The sequence below is a fragment of the Magnetospirillum fulvum genome (assembly GCF_900108475.1).
Lineage (GTDB): Bacteria > Pseudomonadota > Alphaproteobacteria > Rhodospirillales > Magnetospirillaceae > Phaeospirillum > Phaeospirillum fulvum_A.
In genome coordinates, this window is the sequence record NZ_FNWO01000004.1 from 172,385 (window position 1) to 190,204 (window position 17,820).

The window sequence follows — 17,820 nt, forward strand, 5'->3', positions numbered from 1 at the left end:
GCCGCGCCTGCTGGTGACAGACGGGGCGATTCGGGCTAAGACCGGGGACAGAGATCGTCCGCCGCATCCGAAAGGTCCGCGCCCGTGTCCGTGCCGCTGCTTCGCCCCTTCCCTGGTTTGCGCCCCGCCGCCGCTTATGCCGCCGAGATGGCCGCCCCGCCTTACGACGTGTTGTCCTCGGACGAGGCGCGCGTGCTGGCCGATGGGCATCCGCACAGCTTCCTTCACGTCTCGAAGGCCGAGATTGATCTGCCGCCCGGCACCGATCCGCACGATCCGGCGGTTTATGAACGCGCCGGGGCCAATCTGCGGGCGTTGATCGAGTCCGGCGCGCTGATCCAGGATCCCGGCCCGCGATATTATGTCTATCGGCTGCGGATGGGCGAGCATGTCCAGACCGGGATCGTCGGTGGCGGCTCGGTCGAGGATTACCGCGCCAACCGGATCCGCCGTCATGAATTCACCCGTCCCGACAAAGAGGACGACCGCGTCCGCCAGATCGAGGCGTGCTCGGCCCAGACCGGACCGGTGTTGCTGGCCCATCCCGATCATTCCGCCGTCGCCGCCGCGATTGCCGCGACGGTCCGCCAGACGCCGGATGCCGAGGCGACCACTCCGGACGGGGTCGAGCATACCGTGTGGGTGATGAGCGATCCGGGCCGGATCGCAGCGGTGACGCGGGCGTTCCAGACGATGCGGGCGGTCTATATCGCCGACGGCCATCACCGCTCTGCCGCCGCTGCCCGGATCGCCGCCGCGCGTCCCGACAGCGATGCGGCGCAATCCTTCCTGGTGGTCAGTTTCCCCATCGGCGAGATGCGGATTCTCGATTACAACCGGGTGGTGACCGACCTCAACGGGCTGGACCCGGACGGCTTCCTGGCCGCGATCGCCGATGCGTTCGAGGTCGAGGCGACCGAGGGGCAGGCCCGTCCCGAGGCTGCGCGCCAGTTCGGTCTGTATCTGGCCGGGCAATGGTATCGGCTGAGTCCCAAGGCGGCTCCGCCCGACGATCCGGTGGCGCAGCTGGACGTCAGCCTGCTGTCCGACCGCCTGCTGGCCCCGGTGCTGGGCATTCACGATCTGCGCAAGGACAAGCGGATCGACTTCGTCGGCGGGCGGCGCGGCCTGGGCGAACTCGAACGCCGGGTCGATAGCGGCGAGATGGCGGCGGCCTTCGCTTTGTTCCCGACCGCGATGGCCGATCTGATCGCGGTGGCCGATGCGGGTCAGGTGATGCCGCCGAAATCGACTTGGTTCGAGCCGAAGCTGGCCGACGGTCTGGTCAGCTATCCCCTGGACCAGCGATGAGCGCGGGTTCGGCGGTGAGCCAGCGCAAAAAGGTCGGTGTTTTGGTCTCGGGGCGGGGGAGCAATCTTCAGGCCCTGCTCGATGCCTGCGCCGATCCGACCTTTCCGGCGGAAATCGCCCTGGTGATTTCGAACGTCCCCGGCGTGCTGGCGCTGGAACGGGCGCAAAAAGCCGGGGTGGCGACCGCCGTTATTCCCCATCGCGACTATCCGAGTCGCGAGGCATTCGACGCCGCGATGGACCTCGTTCTGCGCGCCGCCGGGATCGACATCGTCTGTCTCGCCGGGTTCATGCGGCTGTTGTCGTCCGAGTTCGTTGCCGGGTGGCAGGGCGCGATGCTGAACATCCATCCCTCGCTGTTGCCCTCGTTCAAGGGGCTGCATACCCATCGCCAAGCCCTGGAGGCCGGGGTCAAGCTGCATGGCTGCACAATCCATCTGGTGACGCCCGATCTCGATGACGGGCCGATCCTGGTCCAGGCGGCGGTGCCGGTCCAAGACGATGACGACGAAGATAGTCTGGCCGCCCGCGTGCTGGAGCAGGAGCACCGGGCCTATCCTCTGGCGTTGCGGCTGCTGGCCGAGGGGCGGGTGACGGTTGACGGGAACCGTACCCTGATCCGCAGATGATCGCTTCGATCCTGGTCTATGTCGGCACCGACGCGGTCGGCGACGGCCTGATCAAGCTGCCCTTCGTCCGTGCCCTGCGCGCCGCCTTTCCCACCGCGCGCATCACCTGGGTCGCGGGCAAGGGGCCGACCGTCTATGCCGGTATCCTGGCCCCGCTGGTGGCCGGGCTGATCGACGAGGTGATCGACGATGCCGGGATCGGTAGCCGTCCGCTCGAATTGCTGCGCCGACCGCTGGCGGGGCGCGAGTTCGACCTGATCCTCGATACCCAGCGCCGCCTGCTGACCAGCCTGATTCTAAAGCAGGTTCGTCACCGCCGCTTCATTTCCGCCGCCGCGGGCTATCTGTTGTCCGACGCTCGTCCGGCGCGGAAAGCCAAGCCGTCGTCGATGGCGGCGCAGCTGGCCGGGCTGGTCGAGCTGGCCTCGGGCCGCCCGCTCGGACCGGCCGCGCCGCTGCCCCGCGATCCCGCGATCGAGGCCGAAGCCGACCGGCTGTTGCCGCCGGGGCCGCGCTATGTCGGCTTCGCCCCCGGTGCCGGGGGACGCTACAAATGCTGGCCGCTCGACCGCTATCTGGCCCTGGCCGCCGAAATGGCGGGGGAGGGGCTGGTTCCGGTGTTCCTGCTCGGGCCCGCCGAGGCCGAGGATTGGGCCGGGGCAATTCGCGCCGCGCTTCCCTCCGCCCGTCTGCCGGTGCAGGAGGCCGCCCGCCCGACTCCGCTGCTGACGATTGCCCTGGGGAGGCGGCTGTCGGCGGCGGTGGCCAATGACAGCGGTACCGGCCATATGCTCGCAGCCGCCGATATCCCGCTTGTGTCGCTGTTCGGGCCGACTCCGGCGGAGAAATTCGCTCCCGTCACCGCCCGGCCGACCCTGCTGCGGGCCCAGGATTTCGGGGGCACGGCGATGGAGGCGATTCCGCTTGCCGCCGTCGAACAAGCCCTGCGCCGGACGCTGGCTGGCGATGCCCCGGTTTGCTTTTGACCCAACGAGGGGCTGCCGTTACGATGGCCGCCCCATATCTCACTTCCGAGCGCGGACATGAACATCAAGGACCACATTCGCGGCGTTCCCGATTTCCCAAAGCCGGGTATCCTGTTCTACGATATCTCCACCCTGCTGGCTCATGCCGATGCTTGGCAGGTCGCGATGGGGCGTTTGGCCCGCGATGTCCGGCGCTATCAGCCCGACGTGCTGGCCGGGATCGAATCCCGCGGATTTCTGGTTGCCGCTCCGCTGGCTCTGAAGCTGGGCTGTGGCTTCGTGATGCTGCGCAAGAAGGGCAAGCTGCCCGGCAAGACGATCCGTCACGATTACGATCTTGAATACGGGACGGATTCGATCGAAATCCAGCAGGACGCCATCGCCGAAGGCCAGCGAGTGGTCGTGCTCGACGATCTGCTCGCCACCGGCGGCACGATGACGGCCGGGATCGAGTTGCTCCGTAAGATCGGGGCCGAGGTCACCGGGGCCGCCAGCATCATCGAACTGGGCTTCCTGCCCGGACGTCAGCGTTTGAAAGAACTGGGTGTTCCCTTTACCTCTTTGGCGTCTTACGACGAGTAAGCGGGCCGGTCGGCCCGAGCGCCTTCCCCAAGGACTGGTGTGATGGACTTCGCGCTTGTGACGGCGATCGCGGCGGGGTTGGGGGGCGTGGCGGCTGGGGTCGGGGTTAGCCTGGCCTGGGGGACGATGCGGTGTCGCATCGCCTCCCGCCAGATGCTCGACAAGATGGCTGCCACGATCGATAACCGCGCCGATGGTGTGGCGCTGTTCGACGGGCAGTCGCGCCTGGTCCTGTGCAATCAAGCCTATCGGGCTTTTTTCCGGCCGATTGCCGAGGAAATCCGCCCCGGCATCCGTTTCGACGATCTGATGGCGGTGATGGCCGGCGGGCTTGGCCGCGACGAGGCGTGGCTGCGCGCCAAGCGCGAGAGTTGGCCGACCTGTGTCAGCGGCGAGGAAGATGAGGTCGCCGACGGCCATTGGGTCGGGGTCTATAGCTATCCCTTGTTGAACGGCGCGCAATTGCGGGTGCTGCGCGACATCACCCAGCGGCGACAGGTTCAGGATTCGCTGGAAAGCACCGTCGCCTGGCTGAAAGGGGTGATGGACACCGTTGGCGACGGTATCATCGCCATCGACGAATCCGGAACCGTGCTGTCGTTCAATTCCGCCGCCGAACGGATTTTCGGCTTCAATGCCGACGAGGTGGTCGGGCGCGGCCTGTCGATGCTGATGCCGCCGCCGTTCAACGCCACCCATCAGAACCACGTCGCCACCTATATGCGGACCGGGGTGCGTCGGATCATCGGGGCCGGGCGCGAGGTCCGGGGGATGCGTCGCGACGGATCGATCTTCCCGCTTGATATCAGCGTCACCGAAATGCGCCAGGGCGACATGGTGACCTTCATCGGCGTGCTGCGCGACATCACCCAGCGCAAGCGGTTCGAGACCGCGCTGATCGACGGCGAGGCCCGTTTCCGCGCCCAGGCCACCCGTCTTCAGGCGATTATCGACAACATGGCCCAGGGCGTCGCGGTGTTCGCCGCCGACGATACCCTGATTGCGCTGAACGAGGCGGCGCGGCGGATGCTGGCCTTGCCCACCGCCGGGATCACGCCCGGCAGCATTGATATCTCGCTGTTCCTGACGCTGCTGGCGGTGCCCAACCCTTCGGGCGGGGTCGAAGACGGTGTCCGCCTCACCACCGACTTAGCCGACAGCATCCGCCAGCGCCCCGACATGGTGCTCGAACATGTCGGCGAGCAAGGCACAGTGATGGAGGTCCGCTCGTCGCCGATGCCGGGCGGCGGCCTGATCCTCAGCTTTACCGATGTCACCGACCGCAAGCGGACCGAGCAGACCCTGCGCGAGGCCAAGGAGGCGGCCGAGCGCGGCAATCGGGCCAAGAACACCTTCCTCGCCAACATCAGTCACGAATTGCGCACGCCGCTGAACGCGATCATCGGCTTTTCCGAGATGATGAAGCACGAGATTTTCGGCCCGCTGGAACCGGCCAGCTATCGCCCCTATCTCGACGACATCCACGATAGCGGGATGCATCTGCTCGAGCTGATCAACGACATTCTCGATTTGTCGAAGGCTGAGGCCGGGATGACCGATCTGGCCGAAACCCTGGTCGATGTCAGCGGCATCGTCTATGGCTCGGTGCGGATGCTGGCGCGGCGGGCGTCGAATGCCGGGCTGATGATCACCCCCGATCTGCCCGACCGCTTGCCGCTGTTGCTGGCCGACGAGCGGCGGATGCGCCAGATCGTGCTGAACCTGCTGTCCAACGCCGTTAAATTCACCGATGAAGGTGGCCGGATCGTCATTTCGGCGCGGGCCGAGGCGGACGGTTTTGTCATTGCGGTAACCGATTCCGGGATCGGAATGACGCCGGACGAGCTGGAGCGGGTGATGGAGCCGTTCGTTCAGGCCGACGCCCGCCTGTCGCGCAAATACGAAGGCAGCGGCCTCGGCCTGCCTCTGACCAAGGCCCTGGTCGAAGCCCATGGCGGGGTGTTGCGCCTCGACAGCGAATCCGGCCGCGGCACCGTTGCTACCGTGACCTTCCCCGTTACCCGGATCATCACCCCGGACAGCGCCGTTCTCTAAAGCGCCCTCTCGGACGGGCGGGAATCCTCCCGTCTTGTCATGATGTTTTACACAAGTTCCAGATCGGCGATCAAAAGCGTCGTGTTTTCAATACGATTCTCTGTCGGCACGCTGTTTGCTTTGAGTCTAAGTCAGCGACGATTCGATCGGGAGTCACCATCTTGCGCCTTAACCAACGTACTGTATTTGCCGCTGCCGCTCTCTGCTGGTTGGCATCGACCGCGTTCTCTGCGGCTGATGCGGCGACCCTTTCCGTCACGAATTTCGGCACGGTTTCGGGACCGTCCGACACCCTGTTTAACGGCGTGACGGTGGTGGGGGCCGACAATGCCCAGACCGTGCGGGGGGGAACAACCAACAACGGCACCATCCTCACCCCCTCCTATACCAACACCAACGCGCAGGGATCGAGCGGGTGGAATCCCTATGGGTCGGGTGGGACGTGGCTCAGCATCGGCGGTTCGGGTGGCACCGATACGGCTGGTAACGGTTCCTCGATTACCTTCAGCCTGAACAACACGGGACTTCAATTCGTCTGGGGGTCGCCCTCATCGACGAATAAAGTGACCCTGCTCGGAGACAATGGAACCACCCTCGGCACCGTTTTCTGGTCTGGCACGTCCTCGATTTCCTGGACCGATTCCAGCGGGACGCGGTCGATTTCCAACGCCAACCTCGCCAATTCCTCGTCGGCCGGGGCTTTGATCGGTATCGTCTCGGACGCGCTCATCAAGCAGGCGGTGTTTTCGACCGCAGCCGGTAGCGGTGGGTTCGAGGTCGCCCAGGTTTCGGCGGTGCCGCTGCCCGCGACGTTGCCGCTGTTGGGGGGCGCGCTGCTTGGGCTCGGGGTGTTGGGACGCAGGCGGGCGCGGGCGGAGAAAGCCTGACAGGTGGGGAGCGACGCGCTTATTGCGACCGATACCGCTTGCGGTCCGGGGTCGCGACCAGCGTGGAATTGACCACCACCCGGCATTCCTCGTTCAGGGTGGTGGCGGCCATGTCCTTGAACCGGACCAGGTCGGTCTTGTCCGCCACCGCCCCCGACACGATGACGTAGCAAACCGGGCGAGTGTTGCGCGTCAGGTCGCGGTCGATCGTGGTGGCGCTGTAGAGATTGGCAAAAGCAGGAGTCTCGCGAATCTGGCGGTTGACCATGGTTCCGAGCTCCTGGGCCCGGTCGGCCAGATCGTCTTGGTCGCTCTGGATGGCGTAAGACACCAACGGATCGACCGCGCTGACCACTGGAACCTGACATCCGCCCAGAAGCGGGAGGGCCAGGATCCAGGCGAATTCACCGCCCCTCATCGTGTGTCTCCAGCGTGATCGACACGATCTCGTCATAGGCATTGTCCTTGCCGGACGTGGCGCTGATCAGTCCTCCCATCGGCAGAGCCAAGTTTTTCATCGTGAAACTGTGCGTAATCGGGCGCAGGACAAAGATCGAATCTTTGTAGCCGTCTTTGGCGCAGACGAACACCGTACTCTGCCGACTGCCATCGAGTCGGACCTTGCCGGGGGAATCGAAACCCTGGAGGTTGAGGTTGCCGCGGATCAACTCGCAATGCGCCCCCGGTGGGTCGGTTGTCACCTGGATCGCGGTCCAGTTGCGATGCGGCGTGTCGCACCCCGCCACCAGCAGGACCAGACCGCACAGACCGACGCGGGCGGCCCGGTGTCTTGTCGAACCAGATCGCATCGACTGCATTTTGGTTCAGCTGCCGGTATTGGGGCGGTTAGCGTGGCACTGTAACCTCACTTAGCGCCAACTGAGCTTCAAGCGCCTCGCGCAGGCGCTCCAGCCCGGCCTCGTCCGCCGCCTCGCAGCGGGCGACCAGGACGGCCTGGGTGTTCGAGGCGCGCAGCAGCCACCAGCCGTCGGGCGTATCGACCCGGACCCCGTCGATGGCCGAAAAGCGGGCACCAGCCTCAGTGAGCCGGGCGCGGACCTCTTCGACCACGCTGAACTTTCGCTCCTCCGGGCAGGGGAAACGGATCTCAGGGGTGTTGATTAAGGCCGGAAGCTGGTCGCGACGGGTGGCTAAGGTCTGGCCGTCGTCCCAGTTGGCGACGATGCCAAGCAGGCGGATTGCTGCGTACAGCGCGTCGTCAAAGCCGTAATAGCGGTCGGCAAAGAAGATGTGGCCGCTCATTTCGCCGGCCAGCGGCGCCCCAATTTCGGCCATCATCGTTTTGATCAGCGAATGGCCGGTCCGCCCCATCACCGCCTCACCGCCGAGGCGATTGATCTCGTCGAAGAACACCCGCGATGCCTTGACGTCGGCGATGATCTTGGCACCGGGCCGACGTTTCAACACTTCCTCGGCGAGGACCACCAGGATCTGGTCACCCCACAAAATCCGACCCTTGCCGTCGATCACGCCGATCCGGTCGCCGTCGCCATCAAAGGCGATTCCGATATCGGCTCCGTCTGCTCGAACCCGCTCGATCAGCGCCTCCAGCGTGTGCGGCTCGGTCGGGTCTGGATGGTGGTTGGGAAAGGTGCCGTCGATCTCGGGGAACAGCACCGTGTGACGGCCGGGTAAATCGCGAACCAGGGCTTCGACCACCTCGCCGGTGGCACCGTTGCCGCAATCCCAGACCACATGCAGCGGTCGTCCCCCGTCATAGTCGGCGAGCAGGCGGGAGACATAGGACGTGAACACCGGCTTGCTGGTCACCGCCCCCTTGCCATCGATCCAACTGCCGCTCGACGCGATTACGCCAAGGTCGCGGATGTCGGCGCCAAAGAACGGTCTGCCGTCCAGCACCATCTTAAAGCCATTGTGGTCCGGCGGGTTGTGGCTGCCGGTCACCATGATGCCGCCATCGGCGTCGAGGCTCTTCGTCGCGTAATACAGCATCGGGGTTGGGCCTCGTCCGATGTCTCGCACCGCGCAACCGGTTGAGGCAAGGCCATCGATCAGGGCGGCGGCAAGGTCGGGCGAACTCAAACGGCCATCGCGGCCGACACAGACAATCCGTCCACCATTCCGGCGGACCCGGGTTCCGAACGCTTTGCCGATGGCAAAGGCGTCGGCCGCAAACAGGGTTTCGCCGACGATACCGCGGATGTCGTATTCCCGCAGGGTGGTGGAATGAAACTGGTGACTCATAAGTTTATCCCCGACCGTAAGTATCGACGAAGCGGACGATGTCATCCTCACCGAGATAGCTACCCGACTGGACCTCGATCACGTTGAGCGGGATCTTGCCAGGGTTCTCGAGCCGATGCACTTCCCCAAGCGGGATATAAATCGATTCGTTCTCGCGCACGATCCGTGTCTCCTCGCCGCATGTGACCTGGGCGGTGCCGTTAACCACAACCCAATGTTCGGCGCGGTGGAAATGTTTTTGCAGAGAGATTTTCGCTCCCGGTTTGAGTGTCAGCCGCTTGACCTGGAACCGTTCGCCGGAATGCAGAGTCTGAAAGAACCCCCACGGCCGGTGGACCTGGACGTGCGAGACCTGTTCGCTTCGTCCGGCGGCGCGTAGATGTTCAACCACCAGCTTGACGTCCTGAGCGCGGTCGCGTGACACCACCAGCACGGCATCATCGGTGACGACGACGGCAAGGTTTTCAACCCCAACGGCGGCAATCAGTCCGGTTTCGCTCCGCAGGTAGCAGTCGCGAGAGTCGAGTGCGACAACGTCGCCCTGGCACACATTGCCCGCCTCATCCCTGGTGCCGATACTCCACAACTCGTTCCAGTTGCCGACGTCGGTCCAGCCGATGCTGCCACGGACTGTGGCCGCACGGTCGGTCCGCTCCATGACCGCGTAATCGATCGAGATTGAGGGGGCGGCTGCGAATGCTTCGGCATCCAGGCGGATGAAATCGAGATCGACCATGGCCCGCGCTACCGCAGAGGTGGCCGCAGCCCCGACTTCGGGAGCGTGGCGGTAAATCTCGTCGAGGAAGGTGCGGGCAGAAAACAGGAACATGCCGCTGTTCCAAAAATGGTCGCCACGAGCGACGAAGTCCTGAGCGCGGGCGGCGTCGGGCTTTTCGACGAAGGCGGCAACGGCATGAACCGCGCCCCCTTCGGTCAAGGGGGGGCCAAGACGGATGTAGCCATAGCCGGTTTCTGGGCGGGTGGGTGCCATGGCGAACGTAACAAGCTGGCCCTGCCGTGCGGCCGTCTCGGCCGCCTCGACGAGGGCATGGAAGGCGGCCAGATTGCCGATCACATGATCAGACGGCATCACGAGAAGCAAGGTCTCGGGGTCGTCGGCGTGAGCGAGTGCCGCAGCGGCAGTGATGGCCGGAGCCGTGTTCCGCGCGCAGGGCTCAAGGACGATACGAGTCGAACGACCGCCGATGCGTGCCTCTTCCGCTACCGCAAAACGCAACGCCTCGTTGGTGACAATGATTGGGGGTAGATAACGATCCGCCTGACTTACCCGGTCAAGAGTGGCACGGATCATCGAAACCGGACCGTGCAGAGGGAGAAGCTGCTTGGGGTGAAGTTCTCGCGACATCGGCCAAAGTCGGGATCCCGACCCTCCCGACAGGATGACGGGCTGGATGGGACGAAGGGAGGACATCGTCATCGGTCTCCTGAAAGGCTGTTATCGTTTGGCCCAGCATCGGCGGGAGAAGCGCCGGGCGCGAGACGACGGTCGAAAGGTCAGGGGTAAAGAGACATGTCGATCGGCGGGTAGGCGGCGGAAAGGAACGCCGTGATCCGGGCGTCGGCCTGGTCCAGCGTTTCTTGTGCGCTATTAGTTGTGAAAAAGCGTCGTGCATTCTTATTTAAAGCAATGTTTGTCGGGAGCGCTGGAAAGCGACCGCCGCAAGGCCGGGCCAGACGGCCGGAGAGGGAGGGTGGTGGTCGCGGGTCATGGGCGGTTCATCCGGGGCAACGCTGGAGGCAGTAATCACGCTGGTAACCGGTCTGGACGCATGAACTGACGCATTTGACGGTCGTGCCTGTTGCCTTGCTAATTCCGGCCGCCGAGGGATAAGCCGCCCCGGCACCGGGGCCGTCCTTGCTGGGGATGAGGGCGTCCGAGGCCATCGGTCTGGGGGCCGAAAACTGGCGGGCGGACAAGGCGGACGGAGCTGTCGGTGCACGCTGATAGCTGCATTGGGGCAGGCAAGAGGAGGATGCCGTCCCAGCACTCAAGCAGTGCTTCAGACACAGATAATCTGTTTCCGCATGGGCGTTTGCCAAGGCCAAAAGAATAAAAATAGCGGCAACGACAAAGCGTTCCATCAGCCTCAGCCTGAAATCAACCATTCGGAGCAAGACCCCCCTGACCATCCAGGACACGATTGCTGTGCGCCGAGCCTCAAGCTTCAGCGAATTTCAATATCCAAATGTCCGAGGCAGAGATGGCTTCCCAATCAAATAAGGGTAAGGCTGCCGAGCTTGCATATTCTTTGAACAATATCACGGGATTTAAGGGGGGCAATAATCCACCTTGATTAGGTGCGGCACCTTTCCCGCACCTCGCGGGATATGATAAGAAAAGCAGACTTGATCGCGCGTATGGTTCGCGAAGATGGGATCTGAGGCTCCATCTTCGCGTTAACCATTGCGTTAAAAGTGGTTTGTCAAGAGTCGCGGTGTCTGGGGGATTGATGAGAATGCTTCGGAAAAATGCCGTCGTCGGATTCCGTGCGAGACGCTCTGGGGTCTCTCGCCTTGCGTCGGCGTTCTTTGCCGCCGCATGCGTGTTCGGTGCGGCCCAGGCGGCGGACACCGACTACACCGTCAATCCCGGCGACGTCCTTCAGATCACGGTGTGGAAGGAAGACGGCCTCGACCGCGAAGTGCTGGTTCTCCCCGACGGTAAAATTTCCTTTCCGCTGGTCGGCGATATCAACGCCCGGGGCTGCACCGCCCTGCAAATCCGGGACGAGGTCAAGGCGAAGCTCTCATCGATGATCCGCGACCCTTACGTCACGGTGTCGGTGAAGGCGGCGCTCGGCAACGTCGTCAATGTGATCGGTCAGGTCGCCAAGCCGGGCGAGCAGATCGTGGGGCGGCGGGTGACCGTGATGCAGGCGTTGAGCCAGGCGGGCGGTTTGACCCCCTATGCTTCCGAGAGCCGGATCATTGTGATCCGTCGCGACGGCGACCGGCAGGTCGCGATTCCCTTCCCCTATGACGATGTGGTGCGAGGGGAATCGCTTGACCAGGATATCGTTCTCGCTCCGGGCGACGTGGTGGTGGTTCCCACGGCCAGCCTCTTCTAGGACATGCACCGGGCGCTCTCCTTCGCGCGACTGGGACCGATGCACAGGCCGCGCGCCGCCCCTCTTCTTTTAGCTGTATTTGCTATTGTTGTTGTCGCGGTTTCGGAGGGGCGGGCCGATCCCTTGCGGGTGCAGGGAAAGCTGTCGCAGACCTTCGAGTACGACGACAACCCGCTCCTCTCCACCCGCGAGCACGAGGCGGCGACCGGCTCGATCACCTCGCCGGAACTGTTGCTCAACGCCGACTTTCCGGGGCTCACCAACCAGCTCGATTTGCGGGCCGACGTTAACCGCTATGATATCAAGGGCTTCGATTCCGACGATTTCTTTGGCGCTCTGCGCTCGCGGTGGGTGGGAACAGTGTGGAGTGCGTCCCTGAACGCCTCGTTCGACTATGACACCACCCGCACCAGCGAGCTGGAGACGAGCGGGATCAACATCGCCGGAATCCGTCATACCACGGTGTCGTTGGGGCCGGAGATCGGGGTGGCGCTGACTCCGCAGGACATGGTGAATCTGGGCGGATCGTATGTCCGCTCGACCTACGGCGAGACCATGCGGCACACCAATTACGAGGTGTTGGGGATTTCGCCCCGGTTTGCCCATGCTCTCGATGAGCGCAATTCCGCTCTCGCCACGGTGCGGCTGTCGCGCTTTCAGACCCGGAGCGGGCCGACGACCACCGTCGATACCATCGCGCCGATGGCGGGGTGGGAACGCAAGATCTCGGAAACCCTGACGGTCAGTGCCATGTTCGGCATCCAACAGATGAGATCGACCGTCGGCACCACGCAGAGCGTCGGGCAGGGCGACAGTTCATCGACCGATCTGGTGTTCGATTCCAGCCTGACCTATCGGGACCAGCAGGACAGGATCGTCTTGGCCCTGAACCGTCAGCCATCGCCGTCGGGCGACGGGACGATGAACCAGGCGACCGGCGTGTCCCTCTCTTTGATCCATACCTTGTCGCCGCAGGTGAGCTTGAAGCTCGATGCCAGTTACAAGGTCACCGAATCGTCGGGAAATGGCGGCGTGAGCAACGAAAAAGCCTATCTGACGGCATCGCCACGATTGTCCTATCGTATTTTCGATGAACTTGATGTTGGATTGAGTTATCGCTATCGACAGCAGAAAGACATCATGGGAGAAATATCAGAGTCGCAATCTTTTTTATTGAATTTTGTGTATGCGCCTGTTGCTGCTGACCTTGGTCTGTAGGCATCCTTGTTGTTTCGGCACTGTCTGGGGTGTGACTGATGGAAAATTATAATCTTTACGATTATATCTCGATCCTGAAGCGGCGGAAGGTCGAGTTCCTCGTCACATTCGGCATCCTCCTCTTGGTCGCTGTGATATTTTCGGCGACGTGGTCGATCTACCGCACCTCGGCGACGATCCAGATCCAGGCCCCCGACATCCCCGAAGGCGTCACCGCCCCGATGGGAGCGAGTGCGGCGAGTTTCATGGAGGCGCTGGCCGACCAGCGCATCCAGCAAATTCAGCAGAAGGTCACCGCCACCTCGACCCTGGTCGAGATCATCACCAAGTTTAACCTCTACCAGAAACAGCGCGAGGTCTCCCCGATCACCGATGTGGTCGAGGCGATGCGCAAAAAGATCAAGCTAAATCTAGTCAGCACTGAATTGTCGAATCCGGCCTCGGCACAGCGGATGTCGGCGGGGCAGTTGGCGGCAATTGCCTTTACCATCACCTTCAAGTACAGCGATCCGCTGATCACCCAGCAGGTCACCGACGAGTTGGTGTCGCGTTTCCTCGACGAGGATCTCAAGCAGCGGCGGACCAAGGCGCGCGAGACCGCAGCCTTCCTTGCCGCGCAGGTCGAAACGCTTGAACACTCGATGGCGGAACAGGAAAGCAAGGTCGCCGACTTTAGGCGCCAGCACGCCCACAGTCGGCCCGAAGCCCTCGCCTTCAACCAGCAGATGGCGGCAACCACCGGGATCAATCTCCAGGACATCGACCGCCAGCTCAACGCGTTGGAACAATCGCGCGGGGCTCTACGGGCTCAGCTTGCCTCGGTCGATCCCTATTCCCGGGTGATCGCCGACGGCCAAGTTCTGACCACGCCAGCGATCCAGTTGAAGGCGTTGCAGTCGCGCTATTCGACCCTGCTGGGGCAATACGGGGCGAACCATCCCGACGTGGTCAAGCTGGGCCGACAGATCGATTCCCTGCGCATCGAAGCGGGCGAGTCCAGTGATGGCGACACTCTGTCGGCCCAAATCGCCGACATGCGGGCCAACCTTGCCGCCGCTGAACGGACCTACGGTGCCGATCATCCCGACGTCGGCTCGCTCCGCTCTCAGCTTCGCTCGCTCGAGCGGCAGGCGGCGTCGGCCAGCCGGGTGGCGGGCAAGCACGGGACGGTCAAGAAGGACGCCGACAACCCGGCCTATCTGATGCTGGTGTCGCAATTGCAGGCGGCGGACAGCCAGTATCAGGCGCTCTCGTCGCAACGCGAGGTTCTCCGCAGGCAACGCGAGCAGTATGAGCGTCTGGTCGCCGAAACCCCGATGGTCGAACAGGAATATGCCGCGCTGGCGCGCGATTACGACAATGCTCAGATTCGCTATCGGGAAATGAAGGAAAAGAAGCAAGCGGCCGATATGAACGAACAGATGGAGCAGAGCCGCAAGGCCGAACGTCTGGTCGTGATCGAATCGGCGGAATTGCCGACCCGGACCAATCCGCCGCGTCCCTTGCTGCTTGCCGCCGGTCTGGTGCTGTCGGTGATGGGGGGCTTTGGTGCCGTCGCGGCGGCCGAGATGATGAGCCGCTCGATTCACGGGACCTATCACCTCGCCAGTCTGGTTGGCGTACCGCCACTGGTCGCGGTGCCGTTCATCTTCACCCAGGAAGAACGTGTCCGGTCCCGGCGATTGTGGCAGCGGGCGGTGGTCTCGGGCGCGGTGCTGGTGCTGGTCATCCTCGTTGTGGTCGATCGGGCGGTGATGCCGCTTGACGTCATCTGGAGCGTGATCGCCAACCGCCTGGGTCTTTCCTAACCCCTTGCCGACCGGAGCTTGATGATGGACAGACTTGAAAAAGCGCTCCAGAAGGCGAGATCGCAGCGCGAGGCGGCCTTGCAGGAGAGCAATGCGGCGGCGGCGCGGGAACTGCCGGTCTCCCCGGACGCGTCCGCTCCGGCGACGCTTGAAATCCGCCCGAAACGGTCGGCCGACGTTCTGCTCTCGGACGAGGTGCTGGAGCGCAACCGGATCGTTGCCCGGATGGCCCGCAGTGCCGAAGCCGACATCTTCCGCCTGCTGCGCACCAAATTATTGCAGGCGATGAACCGGTCCAATCTGCGCACGATCGCGATCACCAGCCCGACCTATGGCGACGGCAAGACCACCATTGCCGTCAATCTGGCGATGAGTCTCGCGCTTGACGTCAAGCAGACGGTGCTGCTGGTCGATCTCGACCTGCGTAAGCCGATGGTCCACCGCTTCCTCGGTTTCGAACCGAAGGTCGGTCTCGGCGATTATGTCCAGAATGACGCGCCGGTTCACGATTGCATGGTCAAGTTGCCGATCGACCGTCTGGTCGTGCTGCCGATCAGCGCTCCGATCGAGAATTCGTCGGAATTGCTTGGCACTCCGAAGATGATCGCCTTGGCCAACGAATTGAAGACCCGCTACGCCGACCGCATCGTGATCTACGACATGCCGCCGTTGCTGGCGCAGGACGACGTCATCACCTTCCTGCCCAACGTCGATGGCGTTCTCCTGGTGGCGCGTGACGGGGTCACTCGGACCGACGATTTGAAGAACTGCCTGCATTCCCTGGGCGACAGCAACGTGATCGGAACCGTGCTCAACGGGTCGAACGAACGACAGTTCAACCGGGCCTGAGCGGGAATTGTCCCCTCGACCCGGAGAAAGGCACCAGGATGTACGAGAGCCATTTCGGTCTGAGCGGCAAGCCCTTCTCGCTGCTACCGGATTCCGAGTTCCTGTTTCCAAGCAAGCGGCACCGCCTTGCGGTCAACCTGCTGGAATACGCGTTGGCGAGCCAGGCTGGCTTCATCGTCATCAGTGGAGAGGTCGGCACCGGCAAAACGACGGTGATCCGCCGCTTCATCCGTCAGGCTGGGCCGGAGACCGCCGTAGGGGTGATCAGCAATTCCAGCTCTACCCTCGGCGAGTTGATGGGGTGGGTCGCGATGGCGTTCGAAATCGACCATCGCGGCAAAGAGACAGCCGAACTGTACCATCTGTTTATCGACTTCCTGATCGCCCGCTACGCCGAGGGCAAGCGGACGATGTTGATTATCGACGAAGCGCAAAACCTCACTCCGGCGATGCTGGAAGATCTGCGGATGCTGTCGAACGTCAATAACGAGAAGGATCTGATGTTGCAGATCGTGTTGGTCGGCCAGCCCGAATTGCTGGAAACGCTGAAGCGTCCCGATCTGCGCCAGTTCGTTCAACGCATCGCGCTTCATTGCAATCTCGACCCGCTGGGTGCGGCGGAAACGGCGCAGTACATCCGTCACCGCCTGTCGGTGGTGGGGGGCGCGCCTCATCTATTCGACGACCTCGCCTGTGCGGCGGTGCACTACTTCTCGCGCGGGATACCCCGTCTCATCAACCTGCTGTGCGATGTCGCGATGCTCTACACCTTTTCCGAAGATTTGGAGCGGGTGGGCTTCGACACGGTGGTCGATGCCGCCATCGACCGAGGGCAGGGTGGGCTTAGTCCGTTCCAGCCCTTGCCCGACGAGGGGGGGAGAGAGGAATTGATCGGCACGCTTCAAGAATGCCTGAATTCAGAGCGCTAAATTTGAAATGGTTGATTGGTTTGATTCGGTTGTGAATTTTGATTGCACGCTAGTGTCGGGGCGGATCGATAGTCTAAAAAAATACTTAAGTAAAAAATTAAGTATTGAGTAGAATGCCCCCCTTCAGGGGAAGAGTCTCTCTCCATCGAATCTGTGAGGGTTTGATTCTCACGGCATCGAAGTATTATATTTTGCAATAATGTCCTAGAAAGTTGATTAAACTACCTGTATAATACAATCTAATATAGATGGCGGTGTAGAAGTTTTACATATATTAGATCTGTCGCTTCGCCAAATCGTTTATCAAAAATACGTACACAGTTTTCGGCGATGTTGTTGCAGCATTAAGGTGGGTGCCGCTGATGAATGCTTATTTCCGATAATTTTAGATAGATTTCTTAAAAAATTAAGAGCGCGGGGGTGGGGGATGGAATCGAAAATTACGTGTAGACTTTGTGGGGGGGATTCGCATCTCTCATTTGAAGAGAATTACATGAAAATTAGGAGAGTTGGATTATATACTTGCGACGTGTGCGGTTGTTTGCAAACGACATTTCCGGACTGGCTGGGGGATGCATACGCAGACACGAGGCCTGTCCGCGATGTTTGGATGGTAAGACGTTCACAGCAAATGTGTGTTCTTACAATATCGGTAATGAAGTTATTGGGGTTATTCAGCGGAAAGTTATTTGACTGGGGCGGTGGAAACGGTCTCCTTGTAAGGATGCTCCGCGATAATGGGATCAATGCATTCCGATGTGACAAGTATGTTCAGAATTATTATGCAGTTGGGTTCGACGTTGAAACTGAAGAAAAGGCGGATATTGTAACTGCATTCGAGGTTTTTGAGCATGCAGATAACCCTAGTGAACTAATGAGAGAAATTAGCGTTCATTCTCCTTCGTATATTTTGTTATCAACAGAACTGTATGATGGCCAGGGAGCGGATTGGAATTATATTCACGCAGAATCTGGAAAGCATGTTTTCTTTTATTCATTAAATGGGATGCGTATTCTAGCAAAGAATTATGGATATGATGTTATTGTTGGGAAGAAGTTTAGCGTTATGTATAGGCCATCAAAAATTTCAAAAATTAAGTTATTTTTGGTGTCCAGCTACATAAAAAATTTCTATTTTTACTATAAATTTTCAAGCGCAAGAATGTTATTTTCTGGCAACAAAAAATCAATGATAGATAGTGATTTTATTTCACTTAAGGATCGCGGGTATTTGTAGTTAACTGATGTAAA

The 17,820-nt window shown here is 61.5% G+C and carries 16 protein-coding genes; 12 read left to right on the forward strand and 4 right to left on the reverse strand.

Translation table 11 applies throughout. The annotated features are described in order from the left end of the window. The first annotated feature begins 84 nt into the window (after positions 1 to 84). The 6 genes from BLW40_RS06350 to BLW40_RS06375 all read left to right on the forward strand — a co-directional run bounded on the left by BLW40_RS06350 (position 85) and on the right by BLW40_RS06375 (position 6,450). Positions 85 to 1,311: a DUF1015 domain-containing protein gene (locus BLW40_RS06350; RefSeq protein WP_074766651.1), complete on the forward strand. Its 1,227-nt coding sequence runs from the start codon at positions 85 to 87 to the stop codon at positions 1,309 to 1,311. Then, a complete protein-coding gene (gene purN / locus BLW40_RS06355) occupies positions 1,308 to 1,940 on the forward strand; it encodes a phosphoribosylglycinamide formyltransferase (protein ID WP_074766653.1) in 633 nt (210 codons plus the stop codon). Before BLW40_RS06350 ends, purN begins: the two co-directional genes overlap by 4 nt. Next, positions 1,937 to 2,926: a glycosyltransferase family 9 protein gene (locus BLW40_RS06360; RefSeq protein ID WP_074766655.1), complete on the forward strand. Its 990-nt coding sequence runs from the start codon at positions 1,937 to 1,939 to the stop codon at positions 2,924 to 2,926. The genes purN and BLW40_RS06360 overlap by 4 nt, the downstream gene beginning before the upstream one ends. Before the next feature lie 57 nt (positions 2,927 to 2,983). Then, positions 2,984 to 3,508: an adenine phosphoribosyltransferase gene (locus BLW40_RS06365; RefSeq protein WP_074766657.1), complete on the forward strand. Its 525-nt coding sequence runs from the start codon at positions 2,984 to 2,986 to the stop codon at positions 3,506 to 3,508. 42 nt (positions 3,509 to 3,550) lie between these two features. After that, positions 3,551 to 5,563, forward strand: a complete 2,013-nt coding sequence (locus tag BLW40_RS06370) for a sensor histidine kinase (protein WP_074766659.1) — start codon at positions 3,551 to 3,553, stop codon at positions 5,561 to 5,563. Between the two features lie 161 nt (positions 5,564 to 5,724). After that, entirely contained in the window at positions 5,725 to 6,450 is a 726-nt protein-coding gene (locus BLW40_RS06375; protein WP_139305515.1) for a hypothetical protein, read from the forward strand. A gap of 19 nt (positions 6,451 to 6,469) precedes the next feature. Here the strand turns inward: BLW40_RS06375 and BLW40_RS06380 are convergent, their stop codons facing one another. Genes BLW40_RS06380 through BLW40_RS06395 form a run of 4 tightly spaced genes read right to left on the reverse strand, consistent with a single transcriptional unit; the run spans position 6,470 to position 10,114 of the window. Then, positions 6,470 to 6,868 (reverse strand): hypothetical protein, encoded by a 399-nt coding sequence (locus BLW40_RS06380; RefSeq protein WP_074766663.1) that lies wholly within the window; start codon positions 6,866 to 6,868, stop codon positions 6,470 to 6,472. Beyond that, positions 6,855 to 7,259, reverse strand: a complete 405-nt coding sequence (locus BLW40_RS06385) for a hypothetical protein (RefSeq protein WP_139305516.1) — start codon at positions 7,257 to 7,259, stop codon at positions 6,855 to 6,857. Before BLW40_RS06385 ends, BLW40_RS06380 begins: the two co-directional genes overlap by 14 nt. Before the next feature lie 37 nt (positions 7,260 to 7,296). After that, complete coding sequence (pgmG, locus tag BLW40_RS06390; protein ID WP_074766667.1) at positions 7,297 to 8,676, reverse strand: phosphoglucomutase/phosphomannomutase PgmG; 1,380 nt, start codon at positions 8,674 to 8,676, stop codon at positions 7,297 to 7,299. Positions 8,677 to 8,680: 4 nt separating this feature from the next. Then, the gene (locus tag BLW40_RS06395) at positions 8,681 to 10,114 is read right to left on the reverse strand and encodes a mannose-1-phosphate guanylyltransferase/mannose-6-phosphate isomerase (RefSeq protein ID WP_074766669.1); all 1,434 of its coding nucleotides are present in this window, start codon (positions 10,112 to 10,114) and stop codon (positions 8,681 to 8,683) included. A 1,039-nt stretch (positions 10,115 to 11,153) separates the two neighbouring features. Between BLW40_RS06395 and BLW40_RS06400 the strand changes: the two genes are divergently transcribed. The 6 genes from BLW40_RS06400 (at position 11,154) to BLW40_RS06425 (ending at position 17,806) form a co-directional block, all read left to right on the forward strand. After that, positions 11,154 to 11,765, forward strand: coding sequence for a polysaccharide biosynthesis/export family protein (locus BLW40_RS06400; RefSeq protein ID WP_170834538.1), 612 nt, complete (start codon positions 11,154 to 11,156; stop codon positions 11,763 to 11,765). Between the two features lie 3 nt (positions 11,766 to 11,768). Then, positions 11,769 to 12,983, forward strand: coding sequence for a hypothetical protein (locus BLW40_RS06405; RefSeq protein WP_139305517.1), 1,215 nt, complete (start codon positions 11,769 to 11,771; stop codon positions 12,981 to 12,983). Positions 12,984 to 13,021: 38 nt separating this feature from the next. Then, positions 13,022 to 14,791, forward strand: a complete 1,770-nt coding sequence (locus BLW40_RS06410; protein WP_074766675.1) for a GumC family protein — start codon at positions 13,022 to 13,024, stop codon at positions 14,789 to 14,791. A 21-nt stretch (positions 14,792 to 14,812) separates the two neighbouring features. Further along, positions 14,813 to 15,640 carry a CpsD/CapB family tyrosine-protein kinase gene (locus tag BLW40_RS06415; RefSeq protein ID WP_083386658.1) on the forward strand — a complete coding sequence of 276 codons (828 nt, stop codon included), beginning with the start codon at positions 14,813 to 14,815 and terminating at the stop codon, positions 15,638 to 15,640. Positions 15,641 to 15,678: 38 nt separating this feature from the next. Next, positions 15,679 to 16,569 carry an ExeA family protein gene (locus tag BLW40_RS06420; RefSeq protein WP_074766679.1) on the forward strand — a complete coding sequence of 297 codons (891 nt, stop codon included), beginning with the start codon at positions 15,679 to 15,681 and terminating at the stop codon, positions 16,567 to 16,569. 349 nt (positions 16,570 to 16,918) lie between these two features. Next, positions 16,919 to 17,806 carry a methyltransferase domain-containing protein gene (locus tag BLW40_RS06425; protein ID WP_211656732.1) on the forward strand — a complete coding sequence of 296 codons (888 nt, stop codon included), beginning with the start codon at positions 16,919 to 16,921 and terminating at the stop codon, positions 17,804 to 17,806. Positions 17,807 to 17,820: the final 14 nt, after the last annotated feature.